This is a genomic window from Wolbachia endosymbiont (group A) of Pherbina coryleti (assembly GCF_964026875.1).
GTDB classification, from domain to species: domain Bacteria; phylum Pseudomonadota; class Alphaproteobacteria; order Rickettsiales; family Anaplasmataceae; genus Wolbachia; species Wolbachia pipientis.
Genome location: NZ_OZ034706.1, coordinates 447,453 through 469,253, shown reverse-complemented (window position 1 = coordinate 469,253; position 21,801 = coordinate 447,453). Strand labels below are relative to the sequence as shown.

Genomic DNA, 21,801 nt, shown 5'->3' with positions numbered 1-21,801 from the left:
TTTATATTCAAAATCTTTTTTATATTTGAAATTTAGTATTAGATAATTCTTGTAATGAGTTTGTAATCTCTTCAGTTAGCGCCATATGAATCTTTTCAGTGTCACTCAGTGATGCAAGCAGCGCTGAAACTCTATTTGGAATATTAAGCAAATTATTACGGACAACTCTTGCTACATTAAACGCATCGCGCTTTACTTCTTCTACTGCTACAAGTTCTCCTATCTCAGCCTTAGCTTTCGCCTCAAGAAGTTTACCTCGCTCCATTTCATTTTTTATTCGCGTTTTAAGCAACATCGTGGAAAGTTTTTCTCCGCTTTCTGAATAGTTTTTTCTTCTCAGTGGTTGACTTGGATCTCTGATTGTTTCTATAGCCCTGTTTGCTTGTTCTCGGTCAATGAGTCCATCCTCCAACTCAACTATTCCTTTTTTTACTAAATAACAGACATATTGCTTTGATACTCCTATCTCTCTTGCCCATTCTGTTTGCGTGATTTTCACTTTTTTTTTGCCTATTTTTTACGAGTTTTCTTCTTGAGTCTCTGAAAAGGTTTTGCCAGTATCAGCAATTCCCTACCTGTTTATACTTGCCAATATTTCAGAGATATTTTACTAACACAAAGCGAAGTACTCCGGTTTATAGCTGCTTTCTTTTTACATAGTGAAATTTGGCTATTTTCAACTAATACTATAAATTACATCTTTGTAGTTATGAGATTCAACCACTACTTGCTCTAGCGTTAAACTGCTGCATTTAGCATCTTTACTATGGTTTTCTTCAAGCACTTTTGTCCTTGCTTCCTTTATTTCCTCAATGAACTTTCCATTAACTTTTTCTGGTTCAATTCTTTCCTCACAATATACAAGATTTGTGCAATTTGTTTTTCTGTAGTAATGTACTCCAAGGAATATCACTGATAGTGCAAGTATACTCGAGCCTATAAGTAGTGATAACCCTACGTTATTAATCAAAGCGTTCTGGTAAAACTTCTGTACACTATTAATACCACCTTCTACATACAGTAATAAAGGCCATACTATATTTGCAGCAACCAAACTGCTTAATAATGCTGTAAATAATGGCCTATCTTTGATTACTGATTCTACTTTATTTCTTCTACTAATGACTTTGTCGTCAATATTAATGAAGTTGTTCTTACCCTTCCAAGCGTTAAGTGTAAAATGTGAATGAGTACCATTGCTGTATTCAAGTTTGAATGATTTTATTACTTTATCTTTTGGTTGATACTTTAGCACCTGATTCAAAGTTTCATTCGCATTCTTTCCTCCTATTTGACACTCTTCAGTATCTCTAAATTGCTTTATTCCACAAAATATTGTGCTAATTGCAAGCAATGAAGTAATTGCTATCATTGGCATAGTAATATAGAGAGGGCTGTTTGCAAAAAATGCAATAAATTGTCCTTTATCCTGTAGATATACCAAAGCTGCAGAAGCGCTAAGTGCAACAGCAGCTATACCGAAAATTACAAATTCCTTCTGCTGCACTGCATATTTTACTCTTGGCAAAATTCTATTTGTTTTCTTTTCTTTTTTAATTAACGGGGTTTCTTCATTATCACTTTTTTCTGATGAGCTAGTTGAAAGTGTAACTGGACTATCATGATTTAATGACATATTCTCCCATCCTTGACTGCCACAAAACTCACTCATTTCTGTTACTTGAGAATTTGATCTTGTCATCTCTGCACTTCTATTGTCTATTCCACTATCACTTCCTTCCAAACTCTTTTTTAAAAATTTTGTATTCAGATCTACAGGTTCACCAATTGATCCTTTCTTAATTGATGTTTCTTCAGAATTTGACTTTTCCATCTCCGGACTTTGATCGTTTATTTCACCATCTAACCCTCTTTTCGAGAATTTTTTATTTTTGTCTATAGTTGCATACATAGGTTCTCCTATAGCTTCTTGCTCATCACATTTTTCTCCATTTAATTGGAAAGAAGAATGTGGTAGCTTTGGTGGTGCAATATCCTGAATAATACTCAACCGATGATTTTCTGCTGTTCTAGGTGAAGGTGGAGCTACATTTCTAATATTGTCCTTCTCCAACATTCCATTCCTAGGTAACGGCTTTGGTTTATCTCCTAATTCTTTATCCTCTTCCTCTTTTTGCATTTCTTTTGTATTGTCTATTTTGGGGTTGGAAGATGTGTTGGATGCTGCCTCAAACTGATCAAGAGAATACGGACGGTTATATTCTATTCCATTTGCCTCACAAACTGCATTAAATTCGTCCTCTATGTCTTTACCATCATCAAATACTAAAGAAGAACAACTCACTGAAAAATCAGCACCTGCTTCGTCTATTTTTGCTGTAATACTGCTATCGCTACTATTGCTAATCACATTTAAAGAAGCTAGTTTGCATTCAGTGTTCAGGTCAGGTTCTTGCTTCGTACCTTTTTCAAACAATTCAATTCTCTCCTTAACAGATAGTGTAGAATTTGAAACATTATTTTCTACTTCTTCAGAAAACGATGCTTCATTATTTGTTTGCGACGTTACTACTCCAGCTAACGTCTTTTCTTGATTCATTGAGTACACCACATTTAATCCAAAGTTATTTGTTACGCTAAACTCATTAAAATACGGTATATACCAGTAAATTAATATTACAACTACCAAGGCTTACTATAGCTCTTTTTACAATAATCCGAACAGACCGTAATATGCTACTGGCCTGCTATAGCCATAAACACATATCTTATCGCATTCGGACTATTATAAGAAAGGCTATAATTGCTAATGCAAGACTTAAAGAAGCAATTAATTTGCATACTCTCACAATGGTAACTGAAATTGGCTAATGAATATGTGCGTCCGCACAGACTTAAAGCACATATTCATTAGCTAAGCAGAAATTGTTATGGCAGTTGTTTGATATAAAATTTTATTTCTACGACACATAGGTTTTTATTGTCAACATGATTGAACAAAGTTACATAATTACACAAATAAAAAATTTTTAAAAAACATAGTTGATGAACTATTATGTGTATTAAAATTACAACTTTATCACTATAAGTGTTATTGCCACCTGCAACTTTTGGACTATTTTCATACCAATTTTCTATGGCTTGATTAACAAAATGAAAAACATTTCCTCTTTTTTTGAGAAACTCGTTATATTCTCTTTGGTTACTTACTCTCATTTTTTGTGGCATAAGTTGTACTTGTTTGAAAAATGCCTATTTTACAACAAAATGCGTTAGTAGCCATATATTAAAAAGCTTTTCTTCTTACAATAACCTCAACCAACACTAGCTATGCAACAAAGCCATCCAGAGTTATTTGCAGAAGCTAAACTTAATCTTATAGGTTTCAATCAAGCAGTAGATGGTGTATGGATAGTTAATAGAGCGGAGCATACTTTAAATAGCTCAGGTTACCTTACTATGTTGTCAGCATCTTTGAGTAAGTGATGTTAATAAAAAATGAGTAAATGATCTATTTAATATTAAAAAGATGTTGAATATGGATAAATTGGGTCAAGATACAAAAAACAAGCTGCATTTTTGGTGGCTTATAACAGTAATAGTATGTATTATTGCTACCTATTCCTACATGAAGGCAAAAGCTGTAGATAATTATAAAACGATATTACGCATTGCTTCTCAAAATTGTAACTTAGAGACTGTAAAATTCTCAGTAAAAAATTTATTAGATATTGATACACACATGCCTAAGTTAACTGCGTTACATTACGCTGCAGAAGGGGGATGTTTAGAGATAGTCAGGTTTTTAATAGATGAGGGAGTTAACGTAAACATTATTAACAAGTATGGAAGCACAGCACTACATAATGCTGCATATTATGGTGATTTAAGGATTATCAAATTTTTGCTAGAAAAAGGCGCTAATCCTAACATTATAAACGATGATGGAAAAAAACCTAGAAATGTAGCTGTGTTAAGGTCAAGGCACAACAAAGACAAGCCCTACGATCAAATAATAAAGTTACTTGCAGAAGCAGAAGATAGATACGAATCAACAAAGTAATCACTAAAGTAGCTATCCATAATAAACTCACATTTTAAATCATTATGCAAAATCAAAAAATCCCAATTACAGTAATTATTACCATATTAATCCAAACCGTAGCAATCATATGGTGGTTATCCAAGCTAGACTCAAGGGTACAATTTCACGATAAACTTATTGAATATGGTTTAATGGAAAAAGTATTAGTACTTGAGGAAAGGGTAAAAAATCTTTCTGAGGAATTGGATGAGCTTAAAGCTGATTTAAAGTAATTATTCTTCTACTTTTGGTGTATAAGGATCAGATTGAGATTGACGATCCTTCCAGTTTTCGATGTATTGCTCAACTAATGTAGGGTCTCCTGTTATAATCAGTAGATTCTCAGCGTTTTTTTTCTGCGCGGCGTCAGAGAAATTGAAAGATCCAGTTATGATTTTTTGCTCATCAATAATCATAATTTTACTGTGTGAAATTGCAGACGCCGTCTTGTCAGTCAACAAAAAAATTATAAAAATTGTCTCATTGCCTAGGCTGTATTGTAAAACTAAAAAATACTTCCAACTCACATCCTGTATAGCGGATACAGATTATAGTTATGTTGATAAGTAAATTTCTGCTGTCTTGTATATATAAAACTAATTTACTTATCAACATACTAATTACATTCAATGAATTTGTGTAAGATGCCATTTTACGTAAGATAGAATGGAAGCATTTTTTGATTTTAAAGTACTAAACCTTCAGTTAACCTCCTGGCCCTGTAGTTTTTGATATGGTCAGGATCAAAAGCCTTTTTTGATCTTAAAATACCAAAAACAATATGAAGTAACTTACGCATTGCAGACCCAACTATGGCCATATTATGCTTACCCTTTTCCTTTAATCTCTGGCAAAAGCTCATAATAATAGGATTGTGATTCTTAGCTACTATGGCAGGAAAGAAAAGTGCCTTACGTAATGGTTGTGAACCGGATTTACTTAATCTGGGTTTGGCATATACAGATGAACCTGATGTTATATTTCTCGGTATAACTCCTGCATATGCTGCCAATTGTCTGGCATTTCTAAAAACTTCTATGTCAGGAACCTCAGCTAAAATAGCTACTGCTGATTCCTCTCCTATTCCTGGAATAGTCAGTAGAAGTTGAAAATTTTCCAACAACTCTTTGTGTTGCTTTAATAGTTCACGTACGGAGTTTTTTATTGTTTCTATTTTTTGAGCTATATTCATTGCAAGGTCTTCCCAAGCATTTGCAACTTCTTTGGGCAGTCTCTCTTTTTTTTCTAAGTGGTTATTTACTAATATCAATTCATCTTTTAACGCAACCGAGCAACGATAAAGATGTTTTAATTTTTTCAGTTCAGGAGAAGGTGGTGTCCAACGAGTAGGTTCCTGTCTTTGGCAACAATCAGCAATAATTTCTGCATCAGTCTGATCATTTTTTTGCCGTGTAAGCTTACTTCTTGCGTAGGATTTTATGCAATAAGGATTTACAACACTAACAAAATGTCCAGTATTGTGTAGAAATTCAGCCAAAGCTTCACTATAACAACCGGTAGCTTCCATGCAGGCTTTTACTTGTTCTACATTATGTTTTTGTAGAAAGCTCAGTAAACCTTGAAACCCATGATCATCGTTCTTAAAGCTCCTTTTCCTAGTTTCACGTTTTCCTTTTTTACTTATAAATGAGAGAAAAACATCAAAGCGATCTTTTGATACATCTATGCCAAGAAAGTTGTTGATCATATATAACCCCATACGTTACCATTAAAAATGAAAAGTAAGGCTAACCTTGTTAATACAGAATTAGAACCATTTAGGTCTTTCTAAGACGCCGTCCAGCCTATACTTTTGAGAGGGAGCTCTTATCTGCAAAACAGATTTTATATCTAAGGTTTATATCAGAGTTCCTCCCTTCTCCAACTAATGCTTAAGCTTAAAACATTAGATGCTTTTTTCAAGATACAAGGTTAATACTACCAAATAAAGATATACAAAAGGGATGCTTCTTTCTATGTTTGAATTTTAGTTGAATATTTCTTCACAATTGTGTATAATTACTAATGCTTTTTAGGTTAATTCGTCATGGCTCTTTCGAAATTTCTTGATCCCAAAAATGACTTGAGCTTTAAAAAGATCTTTGGCTCTGAAAAGAATAAAAATATCTTAATTCACTTCCTCAACGATATCTTAGGTTTTTCTACTTCTGATCAAATAATGGAAATTGAATTCCTTAGTACCATTATGGATCCTGAAATTGCCTCTGACAAACAAAGCATTGTTGATGTTCTTTGCAAAGACTCTATTGGTAATAGATTTGTTATCGAAATGCAACTCGCTCGTGATAAAGGCTTTGAGAAACGTGCTCAACTTTATGCTGCTAAAGCTTACTCTCGGCAATTAGATAAATCTGGTAATTACATTCATCTTCAGAAAGTCTTCTTTATTGCTATTTCCAATTGTAACCTTCTGCCTGAAGAAGTTGACTATATTTCTACTCATAATATACGCGATATCAAAACCAATGGGCATTACTTGAAAGATTTACAATTTGTCTTTATTGAGTTGCCTAAATTTACAAAAAATAAGGTAGAGCAATTAGAGAATACTACAGAGAGATGGTGTTTCTTTTTTAAATACGCAGAAGATACAACTGAAGAAGATCTAAAAAAGATAGCAGCAGAAGCTCCGATAATAAAGCTAGCATATGATGAATTAGACAGGTTTCGCTGGAATGAAAAGGATTTGATCGCATATGAAGAAAGAATATTGAGCGTGCAGAAAGAAAACGCTATCCTTGCTCAAAAACTCGATGATGCTAAACATGAAGGAATCCAAATTGGAGAAGAGAAAGGCAGGAAAGAAGGCATCCAAATCGGCCATGAAAAAGGTAAAATTGAAGGTAAAATTGAAGTTGCAAAAAATTCACTCAAGGCCGATGTCCCTATAGATGTTATAGCTCAAATTACCGGTCTCTCTCATTCTGAAATTTTACAACTCAGGGAAAAAACATAAATACTACAACTTATTCACTTCAACATTTATGAAAATCTTCTTTAAGTTAGATATATTCCCTAATTAAGAATCTAATGAACTGTCTAAAATAGCTATAAGGATTGCACATAGAATTATATAAATTACTATCATAACGTTACTCAAACTTCTATATCAAAGCTACGTGCTGTAAGTTCAATATGGAAAACACATTAACCACTTAGTATTTAATGTCTACTTCATCCATTTTAGTATTAGGACCATCAAACTTGCTACTGGTTTCCCTAATTATTTTGGCTAATTTTGCTACCTTCACTTTAAAATTTTCACTACTTGGCATTTTATAGCTGCACCTCTTATATTATAACCTACCTATTGATATTACCTCCAAGCTTGGTTACTCCTATCTCAGAAAGACAAGTTGATACTTCTGAATGGCTGTGAACTGAAGCATTACTTAAATAACTTTGAGGCTCTAAACTTATCTGCTGTTTTTTTGTACCATCAACTTCTAATCTACCATCTCTGTTGTGTAATATCTGCTCTATTGATTGATTTAGCAGACCCTTATTAAATTGAGCTATAAACTTTTCAAATTTCTTCGGACTTAATTTACCAGCTTCTTTACCAGAACATGCTTTCTCTACATATGAGTTGAAAATCCCCGAAATCTCATCAAATTTACCACTCATGATTTTTCCTGTAACTTCTTTCTGTATTTCCACAAAATCAATATTTAATCGATGCATTGACACACCACTTTTTAATCCAGCTTGCTCTACTACTTTCTCAAATCCCTTTGTAATATTGAGTGTATATTCCTGTGCCTCTAGTGGAGATATAGACTGATCTATTGTAGAAATATACTTTTGACCTGTAACCCTTCTAATCAATAAGTCAAATAAAGTTATTGTACCATTAAAGTCAACCTGTGATAGATAGTGATCTCCCATTTCTAATATTGTATTTCTATCCTTAGGCTTAAATTTAACAGGTGCTTGCCTTTCACACATTCGTTTTAGATTTGCATTTACATAATCGACGTTGTCTCGAAAGAAACCTCCATTTTCTTGTCTTTTATCTGTACCATCAGATGGTAGTGTGGTACCTGTGAAACTACTATTACTTATCGACGCTTTGGCAAATTGCCCATCAACTTGTGATAATGAACTTGCAGTCCCCTCAGATTTAGAACTCAATAATCTACCTACAGAGCTTTTCACCCGACTAAATAAATCATTTATCCATGAAGATGGTTTTGCGCCACTGCTTGTTGCTATCTGAGGTTGGTCTATAGCAAGGGGTTTGCGTGATAAGTTATGAGAATTGTGATCTCCATGGTGATGACGGCGTTTGCGTTCTCCTCTTCCTCCCCTGAGCTTTTTTTCTAAGTATTCCACAATATTATTGTGCCCCTTGTCTTTCGCAATATCTAGCGGTGTTTTACCGTAATTACCTTTAGCACCAAGATTAGCATGAGCATCGACAAGAACTTTTACTATATCAGGACTGTTGGTATCAGCACCATAATGTAAAGGTGTCCAATTGTCTTTGTCTTCAGCGTTAACATTTGCACCACGATTAAGAAGTAATTTGACTACATCTATCCTGTAGTTTTCAACCGCTCCATGCAATGGAGTTGCTTGATATTCTCCGTTTTTAGCTTCAATATTAGCACCGTTATCAAGAAGGAGTTTAACTAGGTTTAAATCACCGATTTCAGCAGCTGAATACAGTAGTGTATTACCGTTCTTGTCATTGGTATCAATGTTAGCACCCTGAGCAATAAGACCTTTAGCTTCATTAAAACCACCGCTTTCCACAATAGTCAACAATTTTCTATCTAATTGTACTTGCTTCAAAATTCCTGCTATATCTAGGTAACCTTTTCGAGTAGCCAAATCTAAAGATGTTTGGTTATAAATATCTCTAACTTCAATATCAGCACCTCTGCCAAGAAGGAGTTCGACTGTATTTAATTTGTTTCCTTGTATAGCTACATGCAATGGTGTCCAACCATTATTGGTTATATTATTAATACCGCTAATATCCTTGTCTAAAAGAAACTTAACTATTTCAAGACTACTACTGTACTGGGCAGCTACATGTAATGGTGTATTACCATACACATCTTTAGCATTAATATTAGCATTGTTATTGAAGAGAAACTCAACTACACTAAGTTTATCACGAGAAGCAGCAAAGTGTAAAAGCGTCCAACCGTACATGTCTTTAGCATTAATATTAGCCTTCTGATTAATAAGATCTTTAACTTCATTAAGACCTGCATCTTGCACTGCAGCTAACAATTTTTTATCTAATTCCGTTTGCTTTAGAAACTCTGCTACATTTGTGTCATTCTCTTGAGCAGCTAAGTCTAAAGGTGTTTTACTATCCTTATCTTTAACACTGATATCAGCTCCTTTGTTCACAAGAAATTTTACCACATCTAAAGCATTGTAATATACAGCATAGTGTAGAGGTGTCCAATCACTACTGTCTTTAGTATTAATCATAGTTTCTTTATCTGAAAGAAATTGAAATATATCATTAAATAGACTCATATTACCATTGTAAACGGCATAGTGCACGGTAGTCCAGCTTGTTGAGAATTTATCTTTATCTGCAACGTCATCTTGATTTCTTTCAGCAGTTTTATCAAGGAAAAGATTAACTATATCCCACTTGCCATTTTTAGCAGCATATTGTAGCGGTGTATAACCGAACTTATCTTTTTCATTTATGAGAGACTTTAATCTTTCTCTTTGGCGAACTGCTTTTACTAGTTCATCAGGTTCTGAATACAAATTATCTTCAAAATTCATACTTTCAATTTTACCTATAAGAAACCTAATAGAACGCAATTTGCCTTCTTGAGCAGCAACATGAAAAAGTGTTTGGCCATCGTTATTTTTAGCTTCAATGTTAGCTTCGCACCCAGCCTTCTTTTGGCAAATCTCTGAAGCTTTATTAATCAGACCTTGTATTTCTGCTATATCAGACAAACTAAACCTGTCTAATCTCCGGATTATTATTGGTTCTAACCCTAAATCGAATTCCAATGTAGAAATCCTATAAGACTCAGAATTATTCCAATTTTTTACATTGATTACATGGTTAGATACTTCGTCGGAAAACACCAAATCTGTATTACTACTGGAAACCCTAATCTGATCTGGAGTAATATCTTTTAATATCACTACTCCTATGCGTTCTTCATCTTGCCCCACCGAAGTTAAAGTGCCATCTTGATTATGTGTGATACTGATAGACTTAGTGAAATCTATAACATATTCTTTTATAATTTTTTCATAATCATTCTTAAGTTTATCTTGATAGTCCATTATTCCATCAACCTCTTGCTGTAAACCTAAATATGGAAAAAAATTACCATTGTTCCACAGAAGAAAATTAACATCTCTCCATTTACTTTGGTCATTATAAAAATCTTCTACTCTAATAATAAAAGGAATCTCACCTTCTCTTGTTAATAAGAGATCATCTTCATCTTTATATTTCTCGATATCTTCAAGATTAGAATCAATCACTAAATGATCACCTTCAAAATCCTTAGGCAACAAAAACATATTCTGAGTCTGTGTGGCATGGAAAAAGGGAGATAATTTGCCACTTTCTACGGAAGAGCCAGCACATGACATTGATTGTACATAAGGAATAAAGGTTTCTCCTTTACTGTTCATAACCATAAGGTGCCTATAGCTGTTACCCTTAAGATAATTTCTTACTTGAACATGAGTATTACTATAGTTTAAATGCAAGTTACACTGTTGAATTGAAAACTCCTCAGGAACTTCTGGCATAACCAACATATCTAATTTTTTATCACCTGAGTTATTATCAATAATAATCTCTCTTTTCTCTGTGTTGCTATCAATAACATACATATCACTTCCATTTCCACCTCTAGCAAACATACTCCTTTGGTCAAAATTTATTATATCTTCTCCTGAAGAACCAAATACCATATGTTGGAATTCGCTATTGCTTTGTAGTTTTGCTCTAACAACACCAAAGACTTTATAGTCCTTATTATTAATGAGTATTTCCTTGTAATGATTTTCTGCAGCATCAAAGCTATCAAGAGAATGTTCTGTATGTAACTCGAACGAGTTAATTTTTGTAATGGATGATTCTAGTTTCTCAATTTTAGGAATAATATTACTACCATTTTTATCTATCAGCATAAAATTAGGTTGATTACTGCCTTGCTTAATATAATTTTTAATATCAAGGGTATATTGATTACCTTGACCCAGCCCTATTTTTAAAGATAAAGTATTATTAGTCGAGAAATAAGATATTTCATCACAATCATCTAGCAGATTAGTTTCCGGAAAGATTACAGTTCCCGTTCCTTTTACATCAATTTCTGAATATAAATCTTTAGCCTCGTAATCTGTGGTTTTTATATAAAAGGTATAATCATTTTCTGCACCTGTAACTTTAGTGTATGGCGCAATAGCTACTTTTTTACAATTATCAACTGTATCCTTCTCATTTTTGCTCAAACCTCCACCACTATTTATAAAGACGTCACGATTATCGTTTCTAGTAAGGCGCCTAGAATTATATGTACATAAAACATTATCTGTCTTATTTTGCCTTCCAATATAGCTATACCTGAAAGCATCGACATTGCTATCAACATAATCATTGATCAATCGATGAAGATTTGTTGTTAACCTTAAAAGACCGGGAGCGTTAGGTCTAAAACGATAGTCAATTTTTGCTTGTACAAAGTCGTATTCTGTTGATTGACTTAGGTCAAGTATATTAGTAGCATTACTTCCACCAATAATTTTACCCGAAAAACCTCCAGGTTTCACAAGAATAAATTTGTTAACAGTATTATTACCACCAGTTATTCCTGTGTTTCCTCTAAAAATCAAGAAGTAGTTATTTAATGTATTACTTCCAACAATGGTACCTTCATCTATGCTTTCTAAATTATAAAGAATTATTGTACCATTTTGCATTCTTCTTCTATCAGCAATAACCATTGTATTTTCACAGTGATGCACAGCTGTTGGAACTGATTTTTTAATACCTTTTTCATAAATTTCGCTAGTGACTTGTGGTAAGCAAATCATCGTAGCATTTTGAATTGGGTCAGGTATAACACGTGAAAGGTTTGTTGTATCAGCATCTGTTCTATTCATTAGAATCTTTCCATACCCTGCATGAAGAGATGGCGTGTCGCTATCCACCCCAAAACCAACTCCATAGGCAACTACATCATTAGGGCTATCACTTAAAGCTTTCCAGGCTCTTTTAGCTTGACTATTAACCATATTATTTCTGGCTGCAAGGTGTTCCAGATCATATGGCATAGATGAAAGTAAAAGCGTATGCAAAAAGATATCGAAATTCTCACCATGAGTTGTATCATACTTCTTTTCATACTCTATAATATTGCTAATACCACTATAAACTCCATGAGTTACCATGAGTCCAAATCCAACTCCAATACCAACTCCAGGCAGACTAGCTGCTGTAAGAGCAACACCAGAAACAAATGACACACCAGAAAAGGCTATAGAAGCTATATTATCTCTTATCTCCTTTTCTCCACATGGATTATTACTATCTTCTCTATTTTTACAGTCTACAAGGTTATTTGCTGATATGCCTATATCAATAATATCAAATATACCAGCTATAGCTCCTGCCGTGCCTTTCGCTATTTTACTTCCAAATTTTACTCCTGCAACTTGAACAACAAATTTTGTCTGCTTACCTAAAGTACCCGGTATAATCCTTCCTACAACTTTTTCAGCTGATGTTACAACTTTTGGAGCAATTTTAACCATTACATTCTCAATTGGTTGAGACGCAAAAGACCATCCTATTCCACCTAGATTTAATCCACAATCCGTTGCTGTTCCATCCTTGCAAGATACAATAGCACCATGAATTCCTCTTATTAATTGTATTCCACCTGCAGCATTCATTAATCTGCTTTTTAATTTCGGGTTTTTTGTTAAATCACTGTTTTGCTGTAAAACGTCACCATATAAATCCTTGATACGCTCATTCTGAATATAGCGCTCATACCCTTGGTCTCCAATCACCTTATCAACTAAATATTTATAGTCACCCTCAATATTTTTGTTTCCAATAAACTCTATTAGCTGAGCATTTTTCCCTTCATCTTGACTGCTTTTAACATAAGTTAGGAACTTTTCACTATCAATTATAACCTTACCTACATTATTTTTATCTACCCTTCCTTTACTAAACTTTTCCACATCATCCTTTGAAAATAAACATTTAATACTTCTCTTCTTTCTATTGCTTTGCTTTGCACAGCCATTAAGATTTAACTTATTCAAAGATTGTGTTGCTTCACCAGTAGGCAGCATATGAACTGAACTATGAACTACTTCAACAGGAATAAATCCTTCCTTGGTTGTCCTACTTGTTAAAATAAGTTTATTCGGATTATTAGATCCTTTATCGAAAACAACACCGATAAATTTTACCTCATCACCATCTGTAAGTGTTTTATAGGTAACACCTTCTTTGTACTCTTCATTTATTTGATCATTTGCTTCCCTCAATAAAGCTTGAGCCCCTTTACCCTGCCTTGATGCCTTAAGTTCTAACCCTATTGGAGTGTACTCCTCAGCATTTCCACCTTGAGCCACAAACTTAATACCATGAACTAGCATGTCAATACGTTCCCCTCTACCAGTTTGAAACTCAGTTAAAACTAATGCTCTAGTTTCTGGTGATTCCTGTAATTTTAAGTCACTATAATAACTAAACACTCCATTCAATATTCCCTGGAAATGAGCTTCTTTATTAACGAGACTCTTAAAAGGAAAGATTCCTTCTCCAATTTTTTCTAATAATCTACTATATCCTCTTATTGATAAGGATTGGATATCTAGTGCTTTATCAAATGTTTCTTTTAACTCATTAGGATAAGTAACTTCTTTAAAAGTACCTTGAAATCTATTATCTCCGTTGTTGTACTCTTGTAAAGAATTGTATTTTTCAGCCCAAATAGTAAGATATCTTTTAAAATCTGACTTGTATCTAGTATCAAAATTAAGACTTAATTCGATTATTTCCCTATTCCCTATTTCTCTATTTAATCTATCAAGAGGAAGAACTTCATTCAGCCCGTTCAAAACATCTTTTCTGTTAGCTTCAACAATATTCATCACATAAACCAACTTCTCTGTATTTTCTGGAATGAGCACCATTGTTACAACTGCATGGCTTGCATCAAGGTTAGCTGACAGTCTTTCTCTGGCTCTTTGAGCTGCCGGACGTCCAAGCCTACGAAGATTAGGATGCACTTCAGTAGGTATATTGTCTCCATAGATAAAAATATACTTTTTTAAACTTGTTCCTGAATCTTCACTTAATAATAATGATTGCCCTAGTAAAAACCTACTAAAATAATGATTATCTCCCTTCTCTGATGTACCAGGAAACGTATGATAAATACGTTCCATATTATCTTTTATCTGTTCTTTTAATTCTCTTTTACCAATCTCTTGCGTATCCCAATCATCAGAGGATTTTAACATATCTTGAAAAAGAGGAATTATTTCTTCTCCACGATTTGATACTTTAATATCAGAGATAGGAGATGGATTATCAAGATTGACACCAACACATAAAATGTCATCTGCAGTGGTTAGAACTCGCTGAATATTTGGTTGAAAGCCTTGTGCATACTTTTCTGCTTGCTGCAAAGCCTTATCTGGAGTAGCATTAGAACCTGCTCCCGCTTTTAATTCAATAATAATGGGAATAGAATCCAATGCACGATCAGGACCACGAGCCAGCAAGATAATATCTGCATAACCCCTTCCTGCAAATTGCTCTGGGTAAACTCTAAGATTATACCTATAGTGGAAATTCATGAAAACGCCTACCATAAATCCATGATGTGCTGCTTCACGTGCACTATTATCATAGACTACTGATCCTACATACTCAGAATGAACGTTATTAATTTTTTCAAGAACTTTTTTTAAAGACCTGCTAACTGTTTGCGCATCAGAATCAGATAGCTTCGCTATATCACCTTCCGGATTATTCCATATTCCTTTTTCTATTTCATAAAATTCCTTGCTAGTAGCAGAATCAAGTATCTCTTTAGCTTCCATATTAACAAAAATATCACCCTTTCCTTTATAGATCTGTACTAATCTAGATTTTATTCTATCTTAAATTTCATTCTTAATATTTAGGATCTCATTCTCAACATCCCGATCTCTAATCTTACTCCTATCTATATTCTTTCTTAATATGTTCTCCAACTCATTAACAGTAAACTGATGGCCACGCTTACCTTCTGAAATGGAAAATAAATCTATATTATTAATAGCATCTTCAGCATTTCCAATTTGACCATTTTTAACAATAGCTACTTTTAAAGTTTTTGAAGTATCAAAACTAAAATAAATCTTTTTAATATTTAACTTTTCTGCAATTTTTATATCTGGCAAAGTAGAAAAGCTCCCTAGGAAGAAGTGTGTAAAAAATCCTGCTTTTTCTACAGAGTGTAAATAAGATGGAATCTGATCCACAAATGACTGAAATCTCGGTTCAAAAGATTTAAAATCCTCATCTTGCTGGCTTATACCAACTTCTTTACTTGCTTCCTCTATCAATAACTGTATTAACTCAAAGTCTTGTGGTCTTACTTTACCCATGACTCTTTTTAAGCCTTTTGCAAGCTCTTTATCATTATCAATAATATTCCTTTCAAGACCAAAATTATAATGGTTTCGTTTACCTGGTGCACCAACATGAAATAACTGTATTTGAGTATTTCCATTACCATATTGAGTTTCAACCTCACCAGAAACACTAATCGTTGCGCTAAGCATTCCACTCATTGCTCTTATTTCAGGTTCACCTCCCCAAGTATCAGGGTTCCTCATGTTTTCCAAGTAACGCTCAAAATCACCTTCAACAAAATCTCTGAACTCATTTCTATAAGAACTTATGTGATCAACTACTCGATTACGAAATACGTTTCTTACTAAATTTGCAAATGTATCATCATAATTCGCAGCACCTAAATTCCGAACCAAACCTCTAATATGATCTAAATTTTGGGTTACAGTTCCATCATTTCCAAATAGTACTTCATACCTTTGTCGAAATAAAGCATCGTCGTTTCTGACGGGTATTAAGTAAGCCATAGTAACAGACCAAAATAAGCAACTACCGTCTCCTGGAACATCGATTCTCTTAACCTGACTTCCACTTTCGGAATCAACATCAGATCTACGATAACGCTTAAGTTGATAAAATTCTTTAGCTTGCTCTATATATTGTATTTGATCCGATAATTCGGTAATCTTTGAATTAACGCCTTCTTTTTTTAGGTGATCTGTTAGATATTGTGTCTTAAACATAAAGCCCCCTTCATTACATTATACCAAATCCACTATTTATTATCAGAGATATCAACAATATAAGCTATTTTTACCTGCATACTAACTTGGATATATAACATTTATATTATAATGCAACGCCTTTTTGACAGAAGCTAAAGTAGTAACAAGAAACCATCACCTGTTTTATAGAATTGCCTTATAATACCTTAATTGCCCAACCCTAATTGCTCACATGCTTTGCTTAATTTAACCTCAGTCAAGCTAGTAAACCCTTCAGCTGTAGACTTACCGTATGATAAAAATTTATTTAATGAATCAATATCTCTTTGCTCTAACACAGATCGTATATACTCCGCTTGCCTAGAATCCATAAATTCTTTAATTTGATCAGAATTAGCCTTATCTAATATTGCCCATACCGGTTCCATGTAATTTTGATTTACCCAAGGTACTAATAAACTTGTAACAAGAAAGCAAGATCTATTACAAACTTCTTCCTTCAGCACATAAGTACGATGGCTATCAAATCCCTCCTTTCTCCACATATGCATGAAAAGCTTTGCACCTTCACCAGCATAATATGAGCTGTTTTCTGTTTTTATATAGTGTAGCCAGACAAGATATTTATCTTCTGAAACATTACTTGGTTTCAAATAGTCAAACAATGCTTGAAATTGATCAAAGCGAAGTGCACCCTGTAGTGTATTCAAACTACCATAATAACCATTTTCAGCTAAGTCTCTTTTTAGAAGTTCTGGATATTTATCAGGACTTATTTGACTAAAATAAAACTCGAATATTTCAGGATAACTATTACAACGGTTCCCTGCTACATATACTGCTGTCTTCATCAAGATTTCATCCTTTTTCTGTTCGCTCATCTCACTTTCAGGTAATGATTTTATTTTATTCCAGAAGAATTCCACTGCCTGCTCTTGCTTAAGACTCACAGCACATTTAAGCCCGTACTCATATGGATGACAGCCATCTAAATTTAGTTTAGAGATGTAACCACTAACAAAATGTGACCAAAAAACTATTAAAAGGTTGCCTCCTAGAGTCTTAACTAAGTGACCATACTCCAACAGACTGCTCTTACCTTGAGCTGATAGTTTATTTTTTCTCTCTTCAAATAGAGCAATAATATCTTCTTCCAGGCAATAACGACAGGCAATCTCATATCTTTTATCAGTACTAAAAGGACTATTTGAATTTTGCACAATCAATTTTTTACCTACCATTTGCCTATCAAGCTTAACTCCGTGTAAATTGTCTACTTTTTTCCAACAATCCTCGCTAGACAATACCTGTGCAAGAAAATTACGTCCTTTCTTGCCACTTTTTTGGTGCAGACGCCAATTTGCATAGCACCAGCGTTCAATTTGAAAAAGCTTAGATGCTCTATGGGGATCATCCTCTTTAATAGACGAAAACAAAACTTTTGGAATATCTGAACGCAACATAGCCACTACCTTAATTAATTAGATTATCAATTACATTTTAAGTATAGTATTCTATCTTTAAAACTTGTCAATCATTATTGTAGAAAATTTTCTAACCCAAAGTAGTTTTAGGCAAAAGTCTCTTAAGAAGGTCGGTACGGGATTTTTCTTTACCTTCAAATTCTGTTTTCATTATGAGTTTGCCTTAAATTCCTCCTTAAGAAAATTAGTATTAATCTAACAACGTATTTTACTAATAGCTTAAATAATATAGCCATTTTCAGTGCTCAAAACCAGGGACGGTGAGAACAATTTTTCTTGGAATCAGTTGGTCTACCAAGTGTACCGTTCGAACTTTTCTTTATAGTGATTCTACTATATCCTAAAACCAGCTATATTAGCCTACTTTTACTACATTTACATACGAACTAACTTACCTAACTTTGTTGCAAAGATTGCAAGTTCCTATTTTCATAACCCTACTTTTACGTAGCTTGTTCTCACAAAGATACGATCTTTTTGGGATCTTTGAAGAAGTATAGCTCTTTTTACAATAATCCGAACAGACCGTAATATGCTACCATACGCGTCAAGTTAAGGAAATAAAGGTATGAAAGAGATAGAATAATAAGGTATAAGTTCTCCCAGATATACTTTTAGTGAGAGAACCAATGAATAAAATAACTTGCTTATCAAAAAAGCTCAAAGAATTTTTTAATGAAAAAGCAGAGAAAATCTCAATTACAACAAGGTTTATAAAAAGAAAGAGAAAGCTAAAAGGTTCATCATTCGTAAAAGCCATGGTCTTGGGTAATATAGGAGTTGATAATTGTAGCGTAGAAACAATGTGTCAATTACTAAACGAGGACTCGATAGATATAACAAAACAAGGTTTGGATTTTAGATTTACTGAAGAAGCAGTGGAATTTATGAAAAGGATGTATAATGAATCTGTGATTCTCTTTAAAAATATCTTGCAAGTTGATTGCAAAATCTTACAGCAATTTAATAGTGTTAAATTATTGGACAGTAGCTATATTACTCTACCTAACAGTATGGAAGAGATGTATAAAGGTTATGGTACTAGCTACAGTGGCTATGAAAGCAATACTAAGTCTGGAATAAAGTTACAATTAGTTTTCGACTACATGAATCAGATAATAGACCAACTTAATTTAACGGAGGGGGTAAGATCAGACCAGGGATATAGGAAACATTTAAGTAATATATTAAGCAATGATTTGCTAATATCTGATCTCGGTTATTTTGTGCCAAGTTCTTTTAAACAAATCAATGAAATAGGAGCTTATTTCATAAGTCGTCGATACCAACATATATGATGTAGAAACAAATCAAAAAATGGAGTTATTAGAATGTTGAGAGGATAAGTTATTTTTAGAAAACGAGGTATTGTTAGGAAAAGAAGCAAAAATTAGAGTAAGAATTATATGTCAGAAACTAACTGAAGAACAGTCTATGGGCAGAAGAAGGAAAGCTAATAGATTAGCAAGATCGCAGATCCTCTAAAAGAAATCAAAAATTGTTGAACTGGTCAATATTTATAACTAATGTTCCAGAAAATAAAATTAGTGCTGAGCAAGTATTAACGATTTACAGAGTAAGGTGGCAAATTGAGTTATTATTTAAATTGTATAAAAGCCATATCAGGCTTGATAAGCTAAAAGGAAAGCCATGCAGAGTATTATGTGAACTATATGCTAAATTGTGCGCAATTCTTATATTTCACGGCATAGTTGGTTGCACAGAAGTGAAAAAGAATACAGAACTTAGCTTAACAAAGGCATTTATTGAGCTAAAAAGGCGGGTTAGAGAGTTATTTTTAGTATTAACCAAAATTAATAGTTTAAAAGCATTTCTTAAAAAACTCACTATAACTTGGTCGCGATTTTCATTAAAAGACAAACGTAGAAGGGCTAGAGTATCCACTTTAACCTCTCTAAATTTGCTCACAATCTCTTAACTTGACGCGTATGGTAATATGCTACTGGCCTGCTATAGCCATAAACACATATCTTATCGCATTCGGACTATTATAAGAAAGGCTATAAATAATTGAAATCTTTGTAATACTTGGTTGCAATGTTTTTTAGAGACAAAAGGTATTTTCCTATATCTGAATACAATAAATTTGTAATTCTGAAAAAAATATAAAACTATTGCTAATTATAATAATTGTGTAATAATTAAAACATAAGTTTTTAAGTTAAGGTAGTGTCGTGGGTAATCAATTGGAAGAAGTATCTAGTCCAATAAATATTCAAGCAGATTTAGAAGAGAACAGTATGGTTGATGGAATAGAAAAGCGGTCAAAAGAACAAGGTTTTTATGCAACACAGACCATACCAATTTATCAAGTTAATCAAAATATTACGTATTCATATTTAGCTACGCTCGATAGTCACTTAAAAACAGATGAGCATTGTGTACACGAAAGTAATATACATACTGACTTACTTAATTTTGCTTTTCATGGTTCCTTAGAGAAAGTTCAAGATCTATTAAACAAAGGAGCTAGTGTTGAGATAAAAGACAACAATGGTAACACGCCTTTGCATCTTGCTGCTGGCAGGGGCCACTTCGTAATCGTTGGAACCCTGTTAAAAAAAGGAGCTACTGTTGAGGTAATAAACAATGAAGAAGCTACTCCGCTGCATATCGCTGTTCAGATGGGTCACTTAAACGTAATTCAAGTTCTACTAGATAATGGTGCTGATGTTGATGCGCAAAAAGATAATGGTGACACTGCCTTACATATTGCTGCTAAAGCAGGCCACTTAGAAGTAGTTCAAGTTCTATTAGGAAAAGGGGCTAGTGTTGAGGCACGAAACAAAGAAGGATGCACTGCTCTTCATTCTGCTACTGAAATGGGTAAATTAAAAGTGGTTGAGTACTTTATAAGTGAAGAAAAAATCAATATTAACCAAGCAACCTATGATAATGACACTCCTTTGCATATTGCCGCTGAAATGTGTCACTTAGATGTAGTTCAATTTCTGTTAGAAAAAGGAGCCAGTGTTGAGGCACGAAACAACGAAGACTGTACTGCTTTGCATATTGCTGCTAGCGAGGACCACTTAGAAATAGTTAAAGCTCTATTGGGCCAAATGAATAATGCTGACATACGAAAGAATAGTTTCAAATGTGTATTGCATATTGCTGCTCGAGAGGGTTACTTAAAAATCGTTAAAGCTCTATTAGACAAAGGTACTGATATTAATGCAACAAACTATGAAGGCGATACTGCTTTAAATGAAGCTGCTGGATGTAGTCATTTGGAAGTAGTTCAATTTCTGTTAGAAAAAGGAGCTAGTTTTGAAGCACGAAACGAAGAAGGATGCACTGCTTTGCATATTGCTTGTGAGGTGGGCTGTTTAGGCATAGTTAAAGCTCTGTTAGAAAAGGGATCTGATGTTAATGTAGTAAGCGAAAAAAATGGCGATACTCCATTACATGAATCTGCTAGAATGAATTGCTACGATATAGTTGAATATCTTGTAGAGGAAGAAAAGGCTACTATTGATGTAAAAAACTTTAGAGGTGAGACTCCTTCCGATTTGGCAGATTCTAATGGTTACAAAGATATAGTTAAGTATCTTAGTCTTCGAGTAAGGGAGTGTCCCAAAACCTCGGGAAGTCTGGCTGATGATAAAAATGTGATACAGTATCAAAAAGTGACAGAAAATAAACACCTAACTATAACTAATAGAGCAATAAAGACCAGTTTCTGTGTAGGGATAATGACCATGTTGACAAGTGTGGCTATTGGATGTACTGCTATTCATCTTAGTTTATCAATATCAGCTACTGCTGCATTGATTGTTGGGGCCATTGCTGGTGGCATTACATATGCAGTATTAAAGCCTAATAGTAGGCTAAATGAATGTGAAGTGAATAGGCAAAGCTTACCTCAAATGCCTAAGGACGAATGTTGCATGTCATATTAGTTCT

Annotated in this window: 14 protein-coding genes and 1 pseudogene; 7 read left to right on the top strand and 8 right to left on the bottom strand. The window is 33.8% G+C overall.

Annotated elements, in window-relative coordinates; translation table 11 throughout:
- Nucleotides 1-19 precede the first annotated feature (19 nt).
- Entirely contained in the window at nucleotides 20-499 is a 480-nt protein-coding gene (locus AAGD87_RS02390) for a hypothetical protein (protein ID WP_264337193.1), read from the bottom strand.
- Between the two features lie 177 nt (nucleotides 500-676).
- The gene (locus tag AAGD87_RS02385) at nucleotides 677-2,560 is read right to left on the bottom strand and encodes a hypothetical protein (RefSeq protein WP_265042190.1); all 1,884 of its coding nucleotides are present in this window, start codon (nucleotides 2,558-2,560) and stop codon (nucleotides 677-679) included.
- A gap of 134 nt (nucleotides 2,561-2,694) precedes the next feature.
- On the opposite strand from AAGD87_RS02385, the gene AAGD87_RS02380 reads away from it, so the two are divergent.
- Nucleotides 2,695-2,832, top strand: a complete 138-nt coding sequence (locus tag AAGD87_RS02380; RefSeq protein WP_341817713.1) for a hypothetical protein — start codon at nucleotides 2,695-2,697, stop codon at nucleotides 2,830-2,832.
- 57 nt (nucleotides 2,833-2,889) lie between these two features.
- Here the strand turns inward: AAGD87_RS02380 and AAGD87_RS02375 are convergent, their stop codons facing one another.
- On the bottom strand, nucleotides 2,890-3,189 hold the full coding sequence (locus tag AAGD87_RS02375) for a hypothetical protein (protein WP_265041743.1): 300 nt from the start codon (nucleotides 3,187-3,189) through the stop codon (nucleotides 2,890-2,892).
- 102 nt (nucleotides 3,190-3,291) lie between these two features.
- On the opposite strand from AAGD87_RS02375, the gene AAGD87_RS02370 reads away from it, so the two are divergent.
- The 3 genes from AAGD87_RS02370 to AAGD87_RS02360 are packed head-to-tail and all read left to right on the top strand — an operon-like array spanning nucleotide 3,292 to nucleotide 4,278.
- Entirely contained in the window at nucleotides 3,292-3,447 is a 156-nt protein-coding gene (locus AAGD87_RS02370) for a hypothetical protein (protein ID WP_265041407.1), read from the top strand.
- A 52-nt stretch (nucleotides 3,448-3,499) separates the two neighbouring features.
- Nucleotides 3,500-4,024 carry an ankyrin repeat domain-containing protein gene (locus tag AAGD87_RS02365; protein WP_265041408.1) on the top strand — a complete coding sequence of 175 codons (525 nt, stop codon included), beginning with the start codon at nucleotides 3,500-3,502 and terminating at the stop codon, nucleotides 4,022-4,024.
- Between the two features lie 44 nt (nucleotides 4,025-4,068).
- On the top strand, nucleotides 4,069-4,278 hold the full coding sequence (locus tag AAGD87_RS02360) for a hypothetical protein (RefSeq protein WP_264954104.1): 210 nt from the start codon (nucleotides 4,069-4,071) through the stop codon (nucleotides 4,276-4,278).
- Here the strand turns inward: AAGD87_RS02360 and AAGD87_RS02355 are convergent, their stop codons facing one another.
- Both AAGD87_RS02355 and AAGD87_RS02350 read right to left on the bottom strand, forming a co-directional pair.
- Entirely contained in the window at nucleotides 4,279-4,503 is a 225-nt protein-coding gene (locus AAGD87_RS02355) for a phospholipase D-like domain-containing protein (RefSeq protein ID WP_410541798.1), read from the bottom strand.
- Between the two features lie 227 nt (nucleotides 4,504-4,730).
- A complete protein-coding gene (locus tag AAGD87_RS02350) occupies nucleotides 4,731-5,753 on the bottom strand; it encodes an IS110 family transposase (RefSeq protein ID WP_114517465.1) in 1,023 nt (340 codons plus the stop codon).
- A gap of 339 nt (nucleotides 5,754-6,092) precedes the next feature.
- On the opposite strand from AAGD87_RS02350, the gene AAGD87_RS02345 reads away from it, so the two are divergent.
- Complete coding sequence (locus tag AAGD87_RS02345) at nucleotides 6,093-7,022, top strand: Rpn family recombination-promoting nuclease/putative transposase (protein ID WP_262986565.1); 930 nt, start codon at nucleotides 6,093-6,095, stop codon at nucleotides 7,020-7,022.
- A gap of 347 nt (nucleotides 7,023-7,369) precedes the next feature.
- On the opposite strand, the gene AAGD87_RS02340 is transcribed toward AAGD87_RS02345, so the two are convergent.
- The 3 genes from AAGD87_RS02340 to AAGD87_RS02330 all read right to left on the bottom strand — a co-directional run bounded on the left by AAGD87_RS02340 (nucleotide 7,370) and on the right by AAGD87_RS02330 (nucleotide 17,853).
- On the bottom strand, nucleotides 7,370-15,148 hold the full coding sequence (locus tag AAGD87_RS02340) for an ankyrin repeat domain-containing protein (protein WP_341817711.1): 7,779 nt from the start codon (nucleotides 15,146-15,148) through the stop codon (nucleotides 7,370-7,372).
- 60 nt (nucleotides 15,149-15,208) lie between these two features.
- A complete protein-coding gene (locus AAGD87_RS02335) occupies nucleotides 15,209-16,408 on the bottom strand; it encodes an OTU domain-containing protein (protein ID WP_341817710.1) in 1,200 nt (399 codons plus the stop codon).
- Nucleotides 16,409-16,596: 188 nt separating this feature from the next.
- On the bottom strand, nucleotides 16,597-17,853 hold the full coding sequence (locus tag AAGD87_RS02330; RefSeq protein WP_264376371.1) for a hypothetical protein: 1,257 nt from the start codon (nucleotides 17,851-17,853) through the stop codon (nucleotides 16,597-16,599).
- 650 nt (nucleotides 17,854-18,503) lie between these two features.
- Between AAGD87_RS02330 and AAGD87_RS02325 the strand changes: the two are divergent.
- Both AAGD87_RS02325 and AAGD87_RS02320 read left to right on the top strand, forming a co-directional pair.
- Nucleotides 18,504-19,813, top strand: a pseudogene (locus AAGD87_RS02325) (IS4 family transposase).
- A 256-nt stretch (nucleotides 19,814-20,069) separates the two neighbouring features.
- Nucleotides 20,070-21,797 (top strand): ankyrin repeat domain-containing protein, encoded by a 1,728-nt coding sequence (locus AAGD87_RS02320; protein WP_236515005.1) that lies wholly within the window; start codon nucleotides 20,070-20,072, stop codon nucleotides 21,795-21,797.
- Nucleotides 21,798-21,801: the final 4 nt, after the last annotated feature.